This window comes from Clostridium chromiireducens, assembly GCF_002029255.1.
GTDB classification, from domain to species: Bacteria; Bacillota; Clostridia; order Clostridiales; family Clostridiaceae; genus Clostridium; species Clostridium chromiireducens.
In genome coordinates, this window is sequence record NZ_MZGT01000040.1 from 1 (window position 1) to 16,846 (window position 16,846).

Annotated in this window: 15 protein-coding genes; 13 read left to right on the top strand and 2 right to left on the bottom strand. The window is 30.0% G+C overall.

The annotated features are described in order from the left end of the window. Positions 1 to 150 precede the first annotated feature (150 nt). Positions 151 to 954, top strand: coding sequence for an N-acyl homoserine lactonase family protein (locus tag CLCHR_RS14655; RefSeq protein ID WP_079440585.1), 804 nt, complete (start codon positions 151 to 153; stop codon positions 952 to 954). Between the two features lie 126 nt (positions 955 to 1,080). On the opposite strand, the gene CLCHR_RS14660 is transcribed toward CLCHR_RS14655, so the two are convergent. Continuing rightward, complete coding sequence (locus tag CLCHR_RS14660; RefSeq protein ID WP_079440586.1) at positions 1,081 to 2,136, bottom strand: galactose ABC transporter substrate-binding protein; 1,056 nt, start codon at positions 2,134 to 2,136, stop codon at positions 1,081 to 1,083. 208 nt (positions 2,137 to 2,344) lie between these two features. Between CLCHR_RS14660 and fliB the strand changes: the two genes are divergently transcribed. The 10 genes from fliB (at position 2,345) to CLCHR_RS14710 (ending at position 14,272) form a co-directional block, all read left to right on the top strand. Continuing rightward, positions 2,345 to 3,487 (top strand): flagellin lysine-N-methylase, encoded by a 1,143-nt coding sequence (gene fliB / locus CLCHR_RS14665; RefSeq protein WP_079440587.1) that lies wholly within the window; start codon positions 2,345 to 2,347, stop codon positions 3,485 to 3,487. Positions 3,488 to 4,173: 686 nt separating this feature from the next. Next, the gene (nudC, locus tag CLCHR_RS14670) at positions 4,174 to 5,010 is read left to right on the top strand and encodes an NAD(+) diphosphatase (protein WP_079440588.1); all 837 of its coding nucleotides are present in this window, start codon (positions 4,174 to 4,176) and stop codon (positions 5,008 to 5,010) included. Continuing rightward, positions 4,997 to 5,386, top strand: a complete 390-nt coding sequence (locus tag CLCHR_RS14675) for an iron chaperone (protein WP_079440589.1) — start codon at positions 4,997 to 4,999, stop codon at positions 5,384 to 5,386. Before nudC ends, CLCHR_RS14675 begins: the two co-directional genes overlap by 14 nt. 313 nt (positions 5,387 to 5,699) lie before the next feature. After that, positions 5,700 to 5,777, top strand: a complete 78-nt coding sequence (gene kdpF / locus CLCHR_RS25670) for a K(+)-transporting ATPase subunit F (RefSeq protein ID WP_079440616.1) — start codon at positions 5,700 to 5,702, stop codon at positions 5,775 to 5,777. A 30-nt stretch (positions 5,778 to 5,807) separates the two neighbouring features. Continuing rightward, positions 5,808 to 7,487 carry a potassium-transporting ATPase subunit KdpA gene (gene kdpA / locus CLCHR_RS14685; protein ID WP_079440590.1) on the top strand — a complete coding sequence of 560 codons (1,680 nt, stop codon included), beginning with the start codon at positions 5,808 to 5,810 and terminating at the stop codon, positions 7,485 to 7,487. 47 nt (positions 7,488 to 7,534) lie between these two features. Further along, the gene (gene kdpB / locus CLCHR_RS14690; RefSeq protein ID WP_079440591.1) at positions 7,535 to 9,598 is read left to right on the top strand and encodes a potassium-transporting ATPase subunit KdpB; all 2,064 of its coding nucleotides are present in this window, start codon (positions 7,535 to 7,537) and stop codon (positions 9,596 to 9,598) included. A gap of 160 nt (positions 9,599 to 9,758) precedes the next feature. Further along, positions 9,759 to 10,385, top strand: coding sequence for a K(+)-transporting ATPase subunit C (locus CLCHR_RS14695; protein WP_079440592.1), 627 nt, complete (start codon positions 9,759 to 9,761; stop codon positions 10,383 to 10,385). Between the two features lie 46 nt (positions 10,386 to 10,431). Continuing rightward, positions 10,432 to 10,776, top strand: a complete 345-nt coding sequence (locus CLCHR_RS14700) for a hypothetical protein (protein WP_079440593.1) — start codon at positions 10,432 to 10,434, stop codon at positions 10,774 to 10,776. Between the two features lie 93 nt (positions 10,777 to 10,869). Next, positions 10,870 to 13,581 (top strand): sensor histidine kinase, encoded by a 2,712-nt coding sequence (locus CLCHR_RS14705; protein WP_079440594.1) that lies wholly within the window; start codon positions 10,870 to 10,872, stop codon positions 13,579 to 13,581. Further along, the gene (locus tag CLCHR_RS14710) at positions 13,574 to 14,272 is read left to right on the top strand and encodes a response regulator (protein ID WP_079440595.1); all 699 of its coding nucleotides are present in this window, start codon (positions 13,574 to 13,576) and stop codon (positions 14,270 to 14,272) included. The genes CLCHR_RS14705 and CLCHR_RS14710 overlap by 8 nt, the downstream gene beginning before the upstream one ends. Positions 14,273 to 14,644: 372 nt before the next feature. On the opposite strand, the gene CLCHR_RS14715 is transcribed toward CLCHR_RS14710, so the two are convergent. After that, a complete protein-coding gene (locus CLCHR_RS14715; protein ID WP_079440596.1) occupies positions 14,645 to 14,983 on the bottom strand; it encodes a P-II family nitrogen regulator in 339 nt (112 codons plus the stop codon). A 782-nt stretch (positions 14,984 to 15,765) separates the two neighbouring features. On the opposite strand from CLCHR_RS14715, the gene CLCHR_RS14720 reads away from it, so the two are divergent. After that, the gene (locus CLCHR_RS14720; RefSeq protein ID WP_079440597.1) at positions 15,766 to 16,119 is read left to right on the top strand and encodes a hypothetical protein; all 354 of its coding nucleotides are present in this window, start codon (positions 15,766 to 15,768) and stop codon (positions 16,117 to 16,119) included. Positions 16,120 to 16,312: 193 nt separating this feature from the next. Further along, the gene (locus CLCHR_RS14725) at positions 16,313 to 16,705 is read left to right on the top strand and encodes a bacteriohemerythrin (RefSeq protein WP_079440598.1); all 393 of its coding nucleotides are present in this window, start codon (positions 16,313 to 16,315) and stop codon (positions 16,703 to 16,705) included. The last annotated feature ends 141 nt before the right edge of the window (positions 16,706 to 16,846 follow it).

Below are 16,846 nucleotides of genomic sequence, written 5' to 3' on the forward strand. Positions count from 1 at the left end.
TGGTGTTGCGGAACTCGATTATAACATGAAATTAGGGGGGGCATTGTTTTTTTGTACAAAAAAACGCTCGAACCCTTGATATATAAAGAAAAAATTTAAAAGAGTAGTGTAAATACTTTACACTAACCTATGATTTAGGAGGAGAATTATATGAAAGTGTATATTTTAGATACAGGATATTTGGAAACGGATAAAAATAATGTGGTTGGTGGGGCAACTATGGGGACTTATAGTAACCCGCACGTAAAAAATGAATGGATTAAGCTGCCTGTAATGGCTGTTTTGATAGATCATCCTGATGGGAAAATATTATATGATTTAGGAAGCAATCCAGAGGCTATGAATGGATATTGGCCTAAAAATCTTCAAGAAGTTTATCCGTTATATCAAACAAAGGAACAGAGGCTAGAGAATCAATTAGCCTTATGTGACACAAAACCAGAGGATATAAAGAAAGTTATTATTTCTCATATGCACTTAGACCATGCAGGAAATTTAGATATGTTTAGGCATGCTGATGTGTATGTTTCAAAAGCTGATTTCATGCAGGCTCAGACACAGGTTAGATTAAATGCAGATCCATTGACTCATGGAGGATACATAAAAGCAGATTTAGATGTTTCAGTAAAACAATATCATTTAGTTGAAGATGATTTTGAATTTGCCAAAGGGGTAGAGATTATAAATCTCCCAGGTCATACACCAGGACTATTAGGATTGGTAGTTCACTTGGAAAATGAAGGTACTCTTATCTTTCCACAAGATTGTGTGTATACCTCGGAAATATATGGGCCGCCAGCAAAACCATCTGGATTGCTTTATGACAGTCTCTCATTCTTTAAATCGATTAATAAAGTGAGATCATTAGAAAAGAAGTATGATGCAAAAGTATTCTTTGCTCATGACGATGAATTCTTCAAAACAATAAAAGTTGCACCAAAATATTATAAATAATATATATACTTAATTTATTACATAACTTACCAAAAGTGAGTAGACTTTGTTATTCCGAAGGACTAAAAAATTAGAATCAAGCAAGTTTTCACTTACCACAATTTTGTGGTGAGTGAAATACTAAAATCAACTTTTTGGAAAAGTTCCGCGATAAGGAATTCTAATGATAAATCCTGTTTCATCAAATTTATAAGGTGTATCTTCTAGAGGGGATTTATTATTAACCAAATTCATACCTACTGTATAAAGTGCTACAGCTGTGTCATTAGGATCTTCGACAACAGTACCTGTCATAAAACCTTTTATTATTAAATCTTGGGCAGATGGTATTCCGTCCACTCCAAAAATCGGAATATATTTAGACTTATCTACCATATTATATCCGTGCTTTTGAAGTGCTTCTAAAGCACCTATTGCCATTGCATCATTATTTGAAATTATTAATTCTATTCTATTACCCAATTTAAGAAGAAGTGATTCAACAGCATTTTTAGCTAATTCTTGGTTCCAGTTACAAATTTGTAATGCAAGCTGTTGAGTTTTTATTCCTTCATTTTTGATTGTTGAAATAGAAGAATTTGTTCGTTCAATTGCGCCTATATTATCAAGTTCACCTTGTAACATTACATATTGCATTGTGTCATCTCCATTTTTATCTATAGTTGATTTATATTTATTCCATATATCTGAAATAAGCTTCCCTTGTAAATTACCTGCTTCTTTAGGATTGGTTGTTATAATAGCAAATTTTTTATATCCAATCATTTGGTTTGTTTTGGTTAGCGGTTCGGAATTAAATAGAATTAATGGAATACCTTTTTGTTTAACACTATCAATGTAATTATCAATTGTATGTGTATTTGTATCAACTAAATTTACCAAGAAAAGATCAATATTATTTTTGAGTAAGGTATCTAAAGTCTCATTTTGTGTAGCTTGATTTCCTTTTGCATCAAAAAAAGTGAAATTAACTTTATTTGCATTATCTTTTTGGATATTCTCTAAATCTTGTTTGATTTGGGATATGTATGGATCAGTGATATCTGATACTAATACTCCTACATTGACTGATTTTCTAGTAGCAGCATTTGAGCTAATGCATAGATTAGTACAATTATTATTTGGTTTTGGAATAATGACAAATATAATGATAATGAACATTATCTTATTAACTATTTTCATTTTGACTATCCTCCATATGTCATTCTAATCATAGTGCCCAAATTTAGATTATGTTTTAATGAAAAATTTATACTTTTTTATAAGTTATAAGTCTAGGAATAACTTATAAAGGTATTATGTTACTAAGATTTAAATCCAAATTTACAAGTAGTTTATCAGTCACAATAGTGATACAATGTAGTTTATATTGAAGAGATTGGAGCAAATTATGAAAGTAAATATTTTTATGCCTAAATATATGGCAGAATTTAAATGTATTAGCTCAAGCTGCACGGATACTTGTTGTGCTGGATGGGATATAAATATAGATGAAGATACCTATAATAAATATAAAAATAGTACCGGGGATTTTAACAAATTATTAGACGGAAAATATGTGGGAAATAAAGATGAACATGATTCGTTTAACCAGGGATTTATGGTACTTAAAGAAAAGAGTAGATGTCCGTTTTTAAATTGTAATATGCTTTGTGATATTCATGGTGGATTTGGAGAAGAGGAGCTTTGTATAACTTGCAAGAGCTATCCTAGAGTATTTAATATTGTGGATGATGTCTATGAAAAGAACGGATTACCTTCATGTCCGGAAATATGCGCTATGGCATTTTTAAATAAGGACAAAATGGAATTTATTGAAGGGGAAGAAGAACTAGAAGAGAAGGATACTGAAATAAGAAGAATAATAGATAGTGCAGCTTTTGATGGAACTGATAGTCTTCTTCAATACTTTTGGGATATAAGAGTAATATCAATAAATATTATGCAGTCAAGAAACTTCTCTATTGAAGAAAGGCTAAATATACTTAAAGCTTTTTATGAACAAATTGAAGAGGCACATGCTTCATCAGAGTTTGACCTTATAGAAGAATTGCTAGAAGAATTTAATGATGAAGAGTCAGATTACAGCAGGCTAAGGGGATTAAAATTCAAAGAGGACAATAAGTTCTATACAGATATTGCAGAAAGTGCTCTTGTAGAAAATATAAGAAGCGTGAGATTAAAAGAATGCCTTAAAGACTATATAAATGGTATGACAAAAGTAAATAATATGAGTGAATTCTTAAATCATACACCTAAGTATTTTAAAGAATTAGAAAGCTATTCTTATGTTTTTGAAAATTATTTAGTAAATCAAATTTTTAAAGATCTAATTCCTTTTAATAAGGGGGAAAGTTTGGTTAAAAGCGTTAATGTGCTGATTAACAGTTACAGAATAATAAAGGCATATATTATTGGAATAGCTATGAGTAATAAGGAAGAGATAAAGGGAGAACAAATCGTAAGGGTTATTCAAGCTTTAAGCAAAGATATAGAACATAATAAGGTCTTTAAGGAATTGCTTGAAAGATAAGCAACTTATAACTTAGACTTATGTGTAACTTACCGAAATAAATAACATATTGTGTTTCGGTTTCTAGGAATTTTAATGGATGATTCTACGACTAGAAGTTGTACCCACAATGCTTGCTTCAACGACAGGCGCTGAACAAGCATTGTGGAACTACTTCTAGTCAAGAATCACTACCATCAAAATCCCAATGAAACACTGCAAACAATATGTTAATTATTTCTAGTATAGTGATACACTCAAAATTAACAAGAATGAATAATTATTTTAATTATAAGTCAAATATTTAAATTGGATATATATAACTTTATGGTTTCATATTTCATTAAAACGCAGAGAGGTAGGGAAAGGATGGAGATGATGCATTCTTTCCTTTTTAATTGTGCTTAGAATGCAGATAAGATACCCTTAATTTTGAAGTGCATTAGCGTCACTTATGACCATATCATCGTTATTATAAGATTCAGATGGGGAATTAGCCCCCACTTGAATCAAGTTTCACTTGATACTGAGTGAGAATATTCACATAAATTTGGAATTAGTGCTATAATTAAAATTAATATTGATTTGAAATGATAAGTTAATCAATATATTAATGTGTAAAGATGGTTTTTTAGATAAATTTAAAACCTTTAAAGAATAGATGAACTAAACATAATATAATGTAGTGAGAAGGGACTTAGTAAATTATGAGCAATAAATTTAAAATATTATCGAATATATCTAAAAAAAGTCAGGCTAGTGATTTTTACTTCACATTTTTTAAGGGAAGTTTATTAATTAAAAGAGAGAATGATGTAATAAATATTCCAGTTTTAGATGAACTTAAGAATTTGAATGTTAAATATGAAAGCGAATTCTTTTTAGGGGAAATGTCAGGACAATCGTGTTTTGGTGTAGAAGCATCTTCTCAAATTGAATTAAAGGATGGCTATGAATTGATATCTTTAAGAGAGGTAGGTCCTCTTATTGATGAAGAATTATTTTTAGTAGCTGGAAGGGCAAATCAAATATTAAATTGGGATAGAACTCATAAATTCTGTGGTAAATGTGGCTCAGAAACAAAAAATAAAGAAGAAGAAATCGCTAAAGTGTGTCCAAACTGTAATCATGTAATGTATCCTGTTATTTGCCCAGCAATAATTGTTGCCGTTACAAAGGGAGATAAAATATTGCTGGCTCATAACAGTGGCTTTATAAATAATATGTATAGTTTAATTGCTGGATTTGTTGAAGCAGGAGAAGATTTAAAAAGCACTGTGAAGAGAGAAGTATTTGAGGAAGTTGGAATAAAGGTGAAGAATATTGAATTTTTTAATAGCTCTCCATGGTCATTCCCAAATTCACTAATGATAGGATTTTTTGCAGAATATGAATCGGGAGAAATAAAGGTTGATGGTAAAGAAATTATGGATGCAAACTGGTTTTCAATAGATAATTTTCCTAATATACCAAAGAAATATACTCTTGCAAGAAAGATAATAGATGAATTCGTTAATAGAGGAGAAAAGGATGGAAGAAAATAAGGTTACTTATAAAACAATCGATGAATATATTTTGCAGTTTTCTCCTGAGATTCAGGAAATATTAGAAACATTAAGAAAAGTTATAAAAGAGTCGGCACCAGATGCGGCGGAAAAAATAAGTTATCAAATGCCTACTTTTGTGCTGCATGGAAACTTAGTGCATTTTGCTGCTTATAAAAATCATATAGGGTTTTACCCTACGCCTAGTGGAATTAATGAATTTAAAGATGAATTATCCGAATATAAAGGGGCAAAAGGATCAGTGCAATTTCCCATAGATAAGTCGCTTCCTTATGAATTAATAAGCAGAATAGTTGAATTTAGAGTTGATGAAAACATAAGAAAAGCAGAAGATAAATTAAAAAAGAAGAAATAGTCCTATAAAATCTTTATACAATCTTTATGATGAAAAAAATAATCTTAACCCAATTTTTATATTATAAGGAGTATTATTCAAATATAAAGTTATTTGAATAATACTCCTTATTTTTTTGTTTTGGAATTAATCGGTATTACTTTTACTAGGAATGAAGAAAATTATTCAAATTAAGAAAATAAATAATGGAGGGAGAGGAATAATGTTAGACGTGGTTTTTTTTGTAATATTAATATTAGGTTTTTGTTCAGTTACATTATTTGCGAATTGGTGTGAAAGGCAAATCAATAAATAAAAAAGTGAGGGGATATATATGTGGATTCTAATTACAATTATAATTTTACTTTTTGGATATTTAGGCTATGCACTATTTAATCCAGAAAAATTTTAATTATTGAAAGTAAATCAGGAGGAATAGTTTATGGAATGGTTACAAATAATAATAACTTTACTACTTTTTATGATAATTGTAGTTCCACTTGGAAAGTATTTATATTATGTTAGTACTGGTGAAAAAACATTTGGAGACAAGCTTTTCAATCCAATAGAAAATTTTATTTATAAAATATGCAGGATAAACAAAAATGAGGAAATGAATTGGAAAGAATATGTTTTCTCAATTATTGTAGTTAATGCAGTTATGGTATTTATAGGATATGTAATACTTAGAGCTCAGGGGATTTTATTTTTAAATCCAAATAAAATAGATGGAATGGAGCAGAGTTTATCATTTAATACAATTATAAGTTTTATGACAAACACAAATCTTCAAGATTACAGTGGAGAATCTGGACTTTCTCATCTTAGTCAAATGATAGTTATAATTTTTATGATGTTTACATCAGCAGCAACAGGTTTTGCAGCAGCTCTCGCTTTTATGAGAGGAATAATTGGTAAAAGAACAATGGGAAATTTTTTTGTAGATATAATAAGAATTACAACAAGAGTTTTATTACCATTTTCTATAGTTATAGGGATTCTTCTAGTAAGTCAAGGTGTACCACAAACTCTATCAGGAACTAAAACAGTTACTACAATAGAGGGGAAAATGCAGGATATAGCGATGGGTCCTGTAGCAGCTCTTGAAGCTATAAAACACGTAGGAACAAATGGTGGTGGTTTCTTTGGTGCGAATTCGGCTCATCCTTTTGAAAATCCTACACCGTTATCAAATTTGATTGAATTATTATCTATGATGATGCTTCCAGGAGCATTAGTTTATACCTTTGGCTTAATGTTAAAGAATAAAAAACAAGGGTGGGCAATATTTGGTGCAATGGCAGGAATATTTATTATAGCTTTACCAATATGTTATTTTGCAGAAAAAGCAGGTAACCCGGTTTTAGCTCATGTAGGATTAAGCCAAGCTATGGGTAATATGGAAGGAAAAGAGGTTAGGTTTGGTATAGGTCAATCGGCGTTATTTACCACAGTGACTACAGCCTTTACAACAGGAACAGTTAATAATATGCATGATTCATTAACGCCTATTGGTGGTGCAGTAGCTCTTATGAATATGATGCTTAATGTTATATTTGGAGGAAAAGGTGTAGGCTTTATGAATATGATGATGTACGCAATTCTTACGGTTTTCCTATGTGGACTTATGGTAGGAAGAACTCCAGAATTTTTATCAAAGAAGCTTGAAGGGAAGGAAATTAAACTAGTAGCTTTAGCTATAATCATTCATCCATTTTTAATATTAATGTTTTCAGCTTTAGCTTTAGTGGTTCCACAAGGGTTAGCCGGAATATCAAATCCAGGGTTTCATGGTTTAAGCCAAATCGTTTATCAATTTACATCATCTGCTGCAAATAATGGTTCGGGATTTGAAGGAATGGCAGATAATACGTTATTTTGGAATACTACAACAGGAATAGTTATGTTCTACGGAAGATACTTATCAATTATAATTCTTCTTTCAGTAGCAGGTTCTTTAGCAGCTAAAAGAACAATTCCAACGACAACAGGAACTTTTAGAACAGATAATAAAATGTTTACATTAACTCTAATTGCTATTGTTTTAATAATTGGAGCGTTAACATTTTTACCAGCTTTAGCTCTTGGACCAATAGCAGAGCACTTAACATTGTGGAATTGATAAGACCTTGATTATTATGAAATTAGAATGCAAGGAGAAAAAATAATATGAGTGATAAAAAAAGAGAATCAAAATTTATTACAAAGGAAATATTGAATGAAGCAATTATAGAATCTTTTAAAAAGATGAATCTTAAATATATGATAAAAAATCCAGTTATGTTTGTAGTTGAAGTAGGTTTTATCATAACTTTATTACTTACATTTTTACCTAGTTTATTTGGCGATCAAGGTAGTAATTTAAGAGTGTACAATTTCATTGTAGCAGTAATATTGTTTATTACAGTACTTTTTGCAAATTTTGCAGAAGCAGTAGCTGAAGGGAGAGGAAAAGCTCAAGCTGAAAATTTAAAGAAAATGCGTAAGGATACTGTAGCAAAACTATTAAATCCTGATGGAACTACTAAAATCATAAATGCAAATGAATTAAAAAGAGGAGATGTAGTTTTAGTTGAAAATGGAGAAATAATTCCTAATGATGGTGAAGTTATAGATGGAATAGCTTCTGTAGATGAATCAGCAATAACTGGTGAATCAGCACCTGTTATGAAAGAACGTGGAGGAGATTTTGCATCAGTTACAGGAGGAACAAAAGTTGTAAGTGACTGGTTAAAGATTGAGATAACAGCAACACCAGGTGAATCATTTTTAGATAAAATGATTTCTCTTGTAGAAGGAGCATCAAGGCAAAAGACTCCAAATGAAATTGCGCTTAATACTGTACTTGTTAGCTTGACAATAATATTTCTTATAGTTATAGTTGCCCTTTATCCAATGGCCCATTATTCAGGAGTTTCAATCTATATTTCTACTTTAATTGCACTTCTTGTTTGTTTAATACCTACAACAATTGGAGGTCTATTATCAGCAATTGGTATTGCAGGCATGGATAGAGTCACTAAATTTAATGTCATAGCCATGTCGGGAAAAGCTGTAGAGGCTTGTGGTGATGTAGATACAATGCTTCTTGATAAAACTGGAACCATAACATTTGGTAATAGATTGGCAGCTGATTTTATATCTGTTGGAAAAACAGATAAGTTAGATTTAATAAATTATTCTGTAATGTGTTCATTAAAAGATGATACACCAGAAGGGAAATCTATAGTTGATCTTGGTAAAAAGAGCAAAGCAACAGTTAATGAAGAAGAGTATAAAAGCTTAGATTTTATTGAATTTACAGCTCAAACAAGAATGAGTGGAGTAGATTTACGTGATGGCACTGCTATAAGAAAGGGAGCTTCTGATTCTATAAGAAATAGAATAAAAGAAATGGGAGGAACTATTCCGAAGGATTTAGATGAAGCTGTTAATGGAGTATCAAAACTTGGAGGAACACCTCTTGTAGTTTGTGTAAATGACAAAATATATGGAGTTATATATCTTAAAGATACTGTAAAACCAGGTCTTGTTGAAAGATTTCAAAGGCTTAGAGAAATAGGAATTAAAACTGTTATGTGTACTGGTGATAATCCGTTGACGGCTGCAACTATTGCTAAAGAGGCTGGAGTAGATGAATTTATAGCTGAATGCAAGCCAGAGGATAAAATTGCTGCTATTAAAAAAGAACAAGAACAAGGTAAACTTGTAGCAATGACTGGAGATGGAACTAATGATGCACCAGCTCTAGCACAGGCAGATGTAGGGCTTGCCATGAATAGTGGTACTACAGCAGCTAAAGAAGCAGCCAATATGGTAGATTTAGATTCAGATCCAACAAAAATCCTAGAAGTAGTTGAGATAGGAAAACAACTATTGATTACAAGAGGGGCTTTAACTACTTTCAGTATTGCTAATGATGTAGCAAAGTATTTTGCTATTATACCCGCTATATTTACTGTAGCTATACCTGAAATGCAAATAATGAATATAATGAGACTTTCAACACCATATAGTGCTATACTCTCAGCGCTTATATTTAATGCAATAATAATACCATTGCTTATTCCAATAGCAATGAAAGGTGTAAAATATAAACCTATGAAAGCAGAAATGATGTTACTTAGAAATATGCTCATTTTTGGAGGCGGAGGAGTACTTGTTCCTTTTATAGGAATAAAGATAATTGATATGGTTATTACTCCACTAGTTAGAATTCTTAATATAGGCTAATTTAGTCAGTTAACAGTCAGCAATTTACAATTGAGAATGAAAGCCGCAGGCTTTCTTTTCAAATGAATGTTTCTTGAAGTTCTGAGATTTCAGAAAAATATGTTATTAAGTATTTTAAAATAAATAATCGTATGTATTTCAACAAAAAGGAGATTTTTATATGAAAATAATTAAAAAATCTATTCTCGTAAGTATTACTTTAATGATACTTTGTGGGCTTATATATCCTCTTTTAATGACTGGAATAAGTCAGTTAATTTTTAATAAACAAGCTAACGGAAGTATGGTAGTTTTTGATGGAAAAGAAGTTGGATCAGAACTTATAGGTCAAAATTTTACAGATCCTAGATTCTTTAGAGGCAGAGTTTCTGCAGTAAATTATAACACTTATACAGAAGCTGATACAAAAGAAGATGAAAATGGTAAGTCAGCATATAGTGGTGTAGGTTCAGGATCACAAAATTTAGCACCTTCTAATGAAGCACTTAAAGAAAGAGTTGAAAAAGATATTAATGAATTTTTAGATACTCATCCTGGAGTTAAAAAAGAAGATATTCCAACTGATTTATTAACAAGCTCGGGTTCAGGTCTTGATCCTGACGTAAGTCCAGAAGCAGCAGCAATTCAAATACCTGCAGTTTCAAAGGCATCAAGAATAAGTGAAGCTGATCTTCGCAAAATTGTTGATAAATATACTGAGGACAGGACTTTAGGTGTATTTGGAGAAACAAGAGTAAATATTATGAAAGTTAATATTGAAGTAGCTGCAATTTTAAACAAAAAGTAGATTGAAGTTGTGTGCATTTTATATTATGTGGACTGGAGGAGTTACTATGAAAAAGATGCTTTCTGTATTTTTAATTTTTATAATGAGTAGTATTTTTATAGTAGGTTGTAGCAACGACCCATATATCGGAAGATATAGATCCTCCGATAATACTATATTGGAACTTAACTCAAATGGTAATTGTACAATTATAAATAATTTTTATAAGGATGTATTTTATACTTATGCAAAATATAGCATAGAAGATAATGAAATAGAAATAGTTTTTGAAAATAATGAACAGAATTATTTTAGAACCAAAAGTTTAAAAGGAAAAGTTAAAGGAAGCAATATAGAGTTTTATAATTATTCAAGCGTGAAAGAAGAGGATATCTATTCAAAAATGGATTAATACAGTTTAGGAAAGATACTTCTTTTGTATTAACTACTATATAATTTTACTAAAATAGAAGACACAACTATATGAGAGTAAGGAGGAATTTAAATAGATATTCATGAAAGGCCAAATCCAGACTATCTTTTAAATCAAATAAAAAAAGATGAAGAGGATTCTTCGATAGGGAAATTGAAGATATTTTTTGGTTATGCAGCTGGAGTTGGTAAGAGTTACTCAATGCTGATGGAAGCTCATGATATGAAAAAGATGGGCAAGGATATAGTAATTGGTTATATAGAACCTCATACTAGACCAGAAACTATGGCTTTAGTAAGTGGAATTGAAGACATTGGCGTTAAGATTATTAATTATAAGGGAATAATATTAAAAGAATTCGATTTAGATAAGGCTCTTGATAGAAAGCCACAGATAATATTAGTAGATGAACTTGCTCATACCAATGCTAGTACTGAAAGGCATAGAAAAAGATGGCAGGATATCGAGGAACTTTTAGAGGCTGGAATAGATGTTTATACAACTTTAAATGTTCAGCATATTGAAAGCTTAAATGATATAGTTGAAAGTATAACACATATTGCTGTAAGAGAAACAATTCCGGATAAGGTCTTTGATGAAGCTGATAAAGTAGAATTAATTGATATTGAGCCGACTGAACTCCTTAATAGATTTAGTGAGGGAAAAGTTTATAGCAAGGAGCAGACAAGAAAAGCTTTTAATAACTTTTTTACTAAAAATAATCTATTTGCCCTAAGGGAAATTGCATTAAGAAGAACAGCTGATAGAGTAAATTATGAGGTGGAAAGTGTAAGATTATCAAAAGGACAGATAACTGTAATGCCAACATCAGATGTAGTGCTTGCCTGTATTTCCCCATCACCTTCATCTTCAAGAGTCATAAGGACAGCCACAAGGATGGCTGAAGCTCATCATTCAAAATGGATAGCTCTTTATGTTGAGACAACAAAATCTCAAAATTTGAGTAAAGAAGATAGAGAAAGGCTTAATTCACATTTTAGTTTAGCGGAGCAATTAGGAGGAGAAGTAGTAACAGCATATGGTGACAATACTATTGAACAGATAATTCAATATGCAAAATTTAGAAATGCAACTAAAATTATTATAGGTAAAAATCATAAGAAACCTGAGAATTTATTTCATTTTTATGCTAGGGATATTGTTGATAAACTTATGGAATCAAACTCTTATATAGATGTGTATGTAATACCAAATTCAACTTTTTATAAGGGAAAAGAAAAGATAATACAGAAGGATAAAATAAAATTCAATGTGACTAAAAGAGAGATATTAATATCCAGCTTAATAATGCTATTATCTACAATGATTTCGCTATTAATTGATTATATAGGTTTTAGTGAAGCTAATATAATTATGATATTTATACTCGGTGTTATTATAGTTAATATGAAAACAAGAGGATACCTTTTAGGGTTCACTAGTTCAATTATAAGCATTTTTCTATTTAATTTTCTTTTTACAGAACCAAGATATTCTCTTGAAGTATATGATAAAAGCTATCTGGCAACATTTCCTATTATGCTTATAGTAACATTTATCATTGGTACTCTTACAAATAAAATTCAAAGAGAAGCGCAAAATTCGTTGCTAAGAGAAAATAGAACACAAATTTTGTACAGGGTAAGCAAAAAATTATTAAGTGCAACAGGTACTGCAGATGTTGTAGGGATAGGAATAAAATATTTATCAAGATTACTTGAAAGAACTATTATTTGCTATTTAGTTCAAGAAAATAGATTATCTACACCTTTTATTTATACTGCAACTAAAGGTGAGAAAGACAGAGCTTTATTAAGTAAGGATGAAGAAGCTGTAGCACACTGGACGTTATTAAATGATAAAGAGTCAGGGACAGGAACAAATACCTTTTATGGAGCAAAAGGTTATTATATGCCTCTAAAAAGTAATGGAAGAATATTAGGCGTAATAGGAATTTCATGTACTAATGGTCAATTAAAACCTGAACAAAAATTTATATTTGAAACAGTTGCTAACCAAATTTATATTGCTCTAGACCGAGAAATCCTTGCAGAAACCCAAAAGAATTCTAAATTAGAGGTAGAAAGCGAAAGGTTAAGGAGTAATCTTTTAAGGTCAATTTCTCATGACTTAAGAAGCCCCCTTGCAGGAATTAAGGGAGCAGTAAGCACTATAATTGAAACAGGAAATCTCATATCAGAAGAAACTAGGAGCGAATTACTTGAAGGTGTTTACGATGATACTGAGTGGCTCATAAGATTAGTTGAAAACTTACTTAGCATGACACGATTTGATGAAGGAAAGATGAAAATAAAAAAGAATATGGAGATTGTAGAAGAAGTAGTTTATGAAGCGGTTCAAAGGACTTCAAAACGATTTAAAGATCATAATATTAAAGTAACAGTTTCTGAAAATGTAATAATGGCTCCAATGGATGGTAGTCTAATTGAGCAGGTCATAATAAATTTACTTGATAATGCCATAAAATTTACTCCCATAGAATCAGAAATAGAAGTAAAGTTTCATGAAAATGATGAGAGTGTTATCTTCGAGGTAAGTGATAATGGTATGGGAATAAGTGAAGAAATATTACCAAATATATTTGATAGATTTTTTACAAACGGAAATATAGTTTCAGATTCTAGACGAGGTGTTGGTTTAGGCCTTGCAATTTGCAAATCCATAGTTGAAGCACATGGTGGAACAATTTTTGCTTATAACAAAGATGAAGGAGGAGCAACTTTTAAATTTGATATTCCGAAGGAGGAAAAAGTAGATGGATAATAAACTGCATATCCTTGTTGTTGAAGACGATAGACCTATAAGAAATTTTATAACAGCATCCTTAAAAGTTCAAGGATTTAATTATATAGAAACGGATAAAGGGAATGAAGCCATTGCTCTTTCAATGTCACATAATCCTGATTTAATAATATTGGATTTAGGACTTCCAGATATTGATGGAATCGAAGTTGTTACAAAAGTAAGAGAATGGTCAAAGGTTCCTATAATAATTGTTTCTGCAAGAGAAAATGAGAGACAGAAAATTGAAGCTTTAGATAAAGGTGCAGATGATTATTTAACAAAGCCATTTGGAATAGGAGAATTATTAGCAAGAATTAGAGTATCCTTAAGACATAGCATGACTGTAACAAATGAAAAAGGCAGTATTGATGTGTTTAAAGTTAAGGATTTAGCAGTAGATTTTAATAAAAGAAAAGTGACTATAAACAGTGAAGATAAACATTTAACTCCCATAGAATATAAAATAATGGCACTCCTTTGTAAGTATTCAGGAAAAGTATTAACTCATAATTTTATTATTAACGAAATTTGGGGAGCTTCAATAGGGAATGAAACTCAGTCACTTAGGGTTTTTATGGCGAGCCTAAGAAGAAAAATAGAGAAAAACCCTGCAGATCCACAATATATTTATACAGAAGTCGGGGTAGGGTACAGATTAGTTGATGATTAAAAAAACTCATAGTCCATTATTTAGAATTGAAATTGAAATGGGGGGATCTTGATTAAAAATCAAACCCCTATTCAATATTAATTTTGAAAAAGTATATGAGTAATTTTGTTAATTATTTGACTTATTCTCAAAAGTATATACTATACTAGAAAGGAAGTAGACTCTTTTATGTAGTGTTGCATTTAGAATACGACTGTAGGATTTCTTCAGTAAAAGTTGTTCCATTTTTGCTTGTCCTGATCTTTAGATCAGGAGCATGCAGGAATGGGTACAACTTTTACTGGTAGAAATCCACAGTCATATTCTATAGCAACCGAAATAACAGAGTCTACTTCCTTTCGGTAAGTTACCACTTTTTTAGAATAGGCATTTCTATAATGCATCTTTTCCGCGTTCACCAGTTCTAATTCTCACGCATTCTGCTATGTCAACAACAAATATTTTTCCATCTCCGACTTCACCAGTTCTAGCAATTGATATAATTAATTCAATAATTTCTTCAACTCTATCATCTTCAACTACTATTTGAACTTCTATTTTTGGCAATACGTTAGTTATTACCTCAGTACCTCTGTGGTATTCTTTCCATCCACGTTGTTGTCCACATCCCATAACTTGGTTTATAGTTATACCGTTTATATTGTGATCTTTTAATGCTTCCTTAATATCTTCAAGCTTTGAAGGCCTTATTATTGCTTCTATTCTTTTCATAATATATTCCCTCCCTGATTATATATTATAATATATACTGTTTTCCTAATCCTTTACAATGAAATTATAGAGTGTCTTTTCAAAGTGGATTTCTTAATATAAGATAGGTTATACTATACTATTATATTATATAGTATAAGTTGATTAGTCCAACCAATTTGGACAAGAAGATTAATTTAAAATTTAAATTTTGATACATGCATGAAGAAAAAACAATATTTGATGAATCATTCTGTTATAAAAGAATGCAAGTCCTAATATTATTAAAGCTATAATGGTAATATACATTACATAATGAAAAAGATAATAGGTACTAGATATGTTTACAACTAATACTTATTATCTAGATTAATAAAAAAGGTTATATGCCGAAATTCTAAGGGAAGATTTCGGCATAGGTTTGAAATATACTTAAATACAATTAAATTATATTATATAAAATGTTCCAATTCAATATATTATCTAGTTAATAATAAGAAAAATGAAAAAAATTTTTCATTTTTCATTATATTGGATTTAATAATATCAATTTAATATATAAATATTTAAAAAGCAAAAGAGATAGTATTAACAAAATGTTTAAATACTATCTCTATTTATTAGGTCGGGTTATTATGTTTACATATTTAATGATTGACCTGGTTTATAAAAAATATACATTAACTATAAAACTTTATCTATTTTTATCATAATCTATAACAAAAAAAATTACTTAGCATAATATAAAATTAGGTGTTTTTTCAACACAATTTTATTATGCAAATTACGAAGGAGAGAAAAAGATGGATAACAAAATTGGATTTGATCTAGAAGATTTTGAGTGTTTTAGTGATATTAAACTTTTTGAAGAGGACGAATGCTTTGAAAAAGAGGAAAGCTATGATGAAGATGAGTTCGAAAGTATAGATGAAATCAATAATATAGATGAATGTTTCGAAGATAAAAAACACGGGTGTAAAAAGATATGCGAAGACATGTATAAAGATGGATTTGAAAAAGGAAGAAGCCAAGGATTTAAAGAGGGATGCAAAAAAGGTTACGAAAAAGCAGTTAATGATCTTAAAAATTATATGAAGAAAAATAAATGCTGTATAAAATGTCATAAACATCATAATAACAATAAGAGTTGTTATTAATTAATCTCCTAAATATTTAAAAAATTAAATATTTACTGAAAAAGAGGAGTACAATTATAGCTCCTCTTTTTCAGTAACATCCAATAATTGTTTTATTTTATGTTAGATAAATGTTAATAGACAAACCAATATATTATAAAATCATTAAGTTTGTGCTATAATAATACAAAATTAGAAATAGTGGGGTGTTTTTATGGTGAAATGGAAAAGTGATTATGAAATTGGAGTATCGTTAATTGACGAGCAGCATAAAAAATTATTTGAAATAGCTAACAGTGCATATGAGCTTCTTAGAAATGATTTTTATGTGGATAAATATGATAAGATTATTGAAATTCTTTCTGAATTAAAAGATTATACAGTATTTCATTTTAAATCAGAAGAAGAATATATGTTAAGCATTGGATATAAAAGATTCTTTTCTCATAAAGTAGAACATGAAAATTTCATAAATGAAATTAATAGTATTAATTTAGCAGAAATAGATGAGAATCAAGATGAATCAGTAAAAGATTTATTAGGATTCGTTGTAGATTGGATTGATAAGCATATTCTAGATCAGGACAAGCTTATTATAGTTCAGTAACAGTTTGGAGATTACTAATATTAAGGCGGCACTAAGCATGACTACAATTTTATCAATGGTGAAATAAGTACTATGGTTTGGGATTAAGGGGTATATAATAAATAGCGTACATAATATGGGAAATATAAGTAAAGAAGAGTG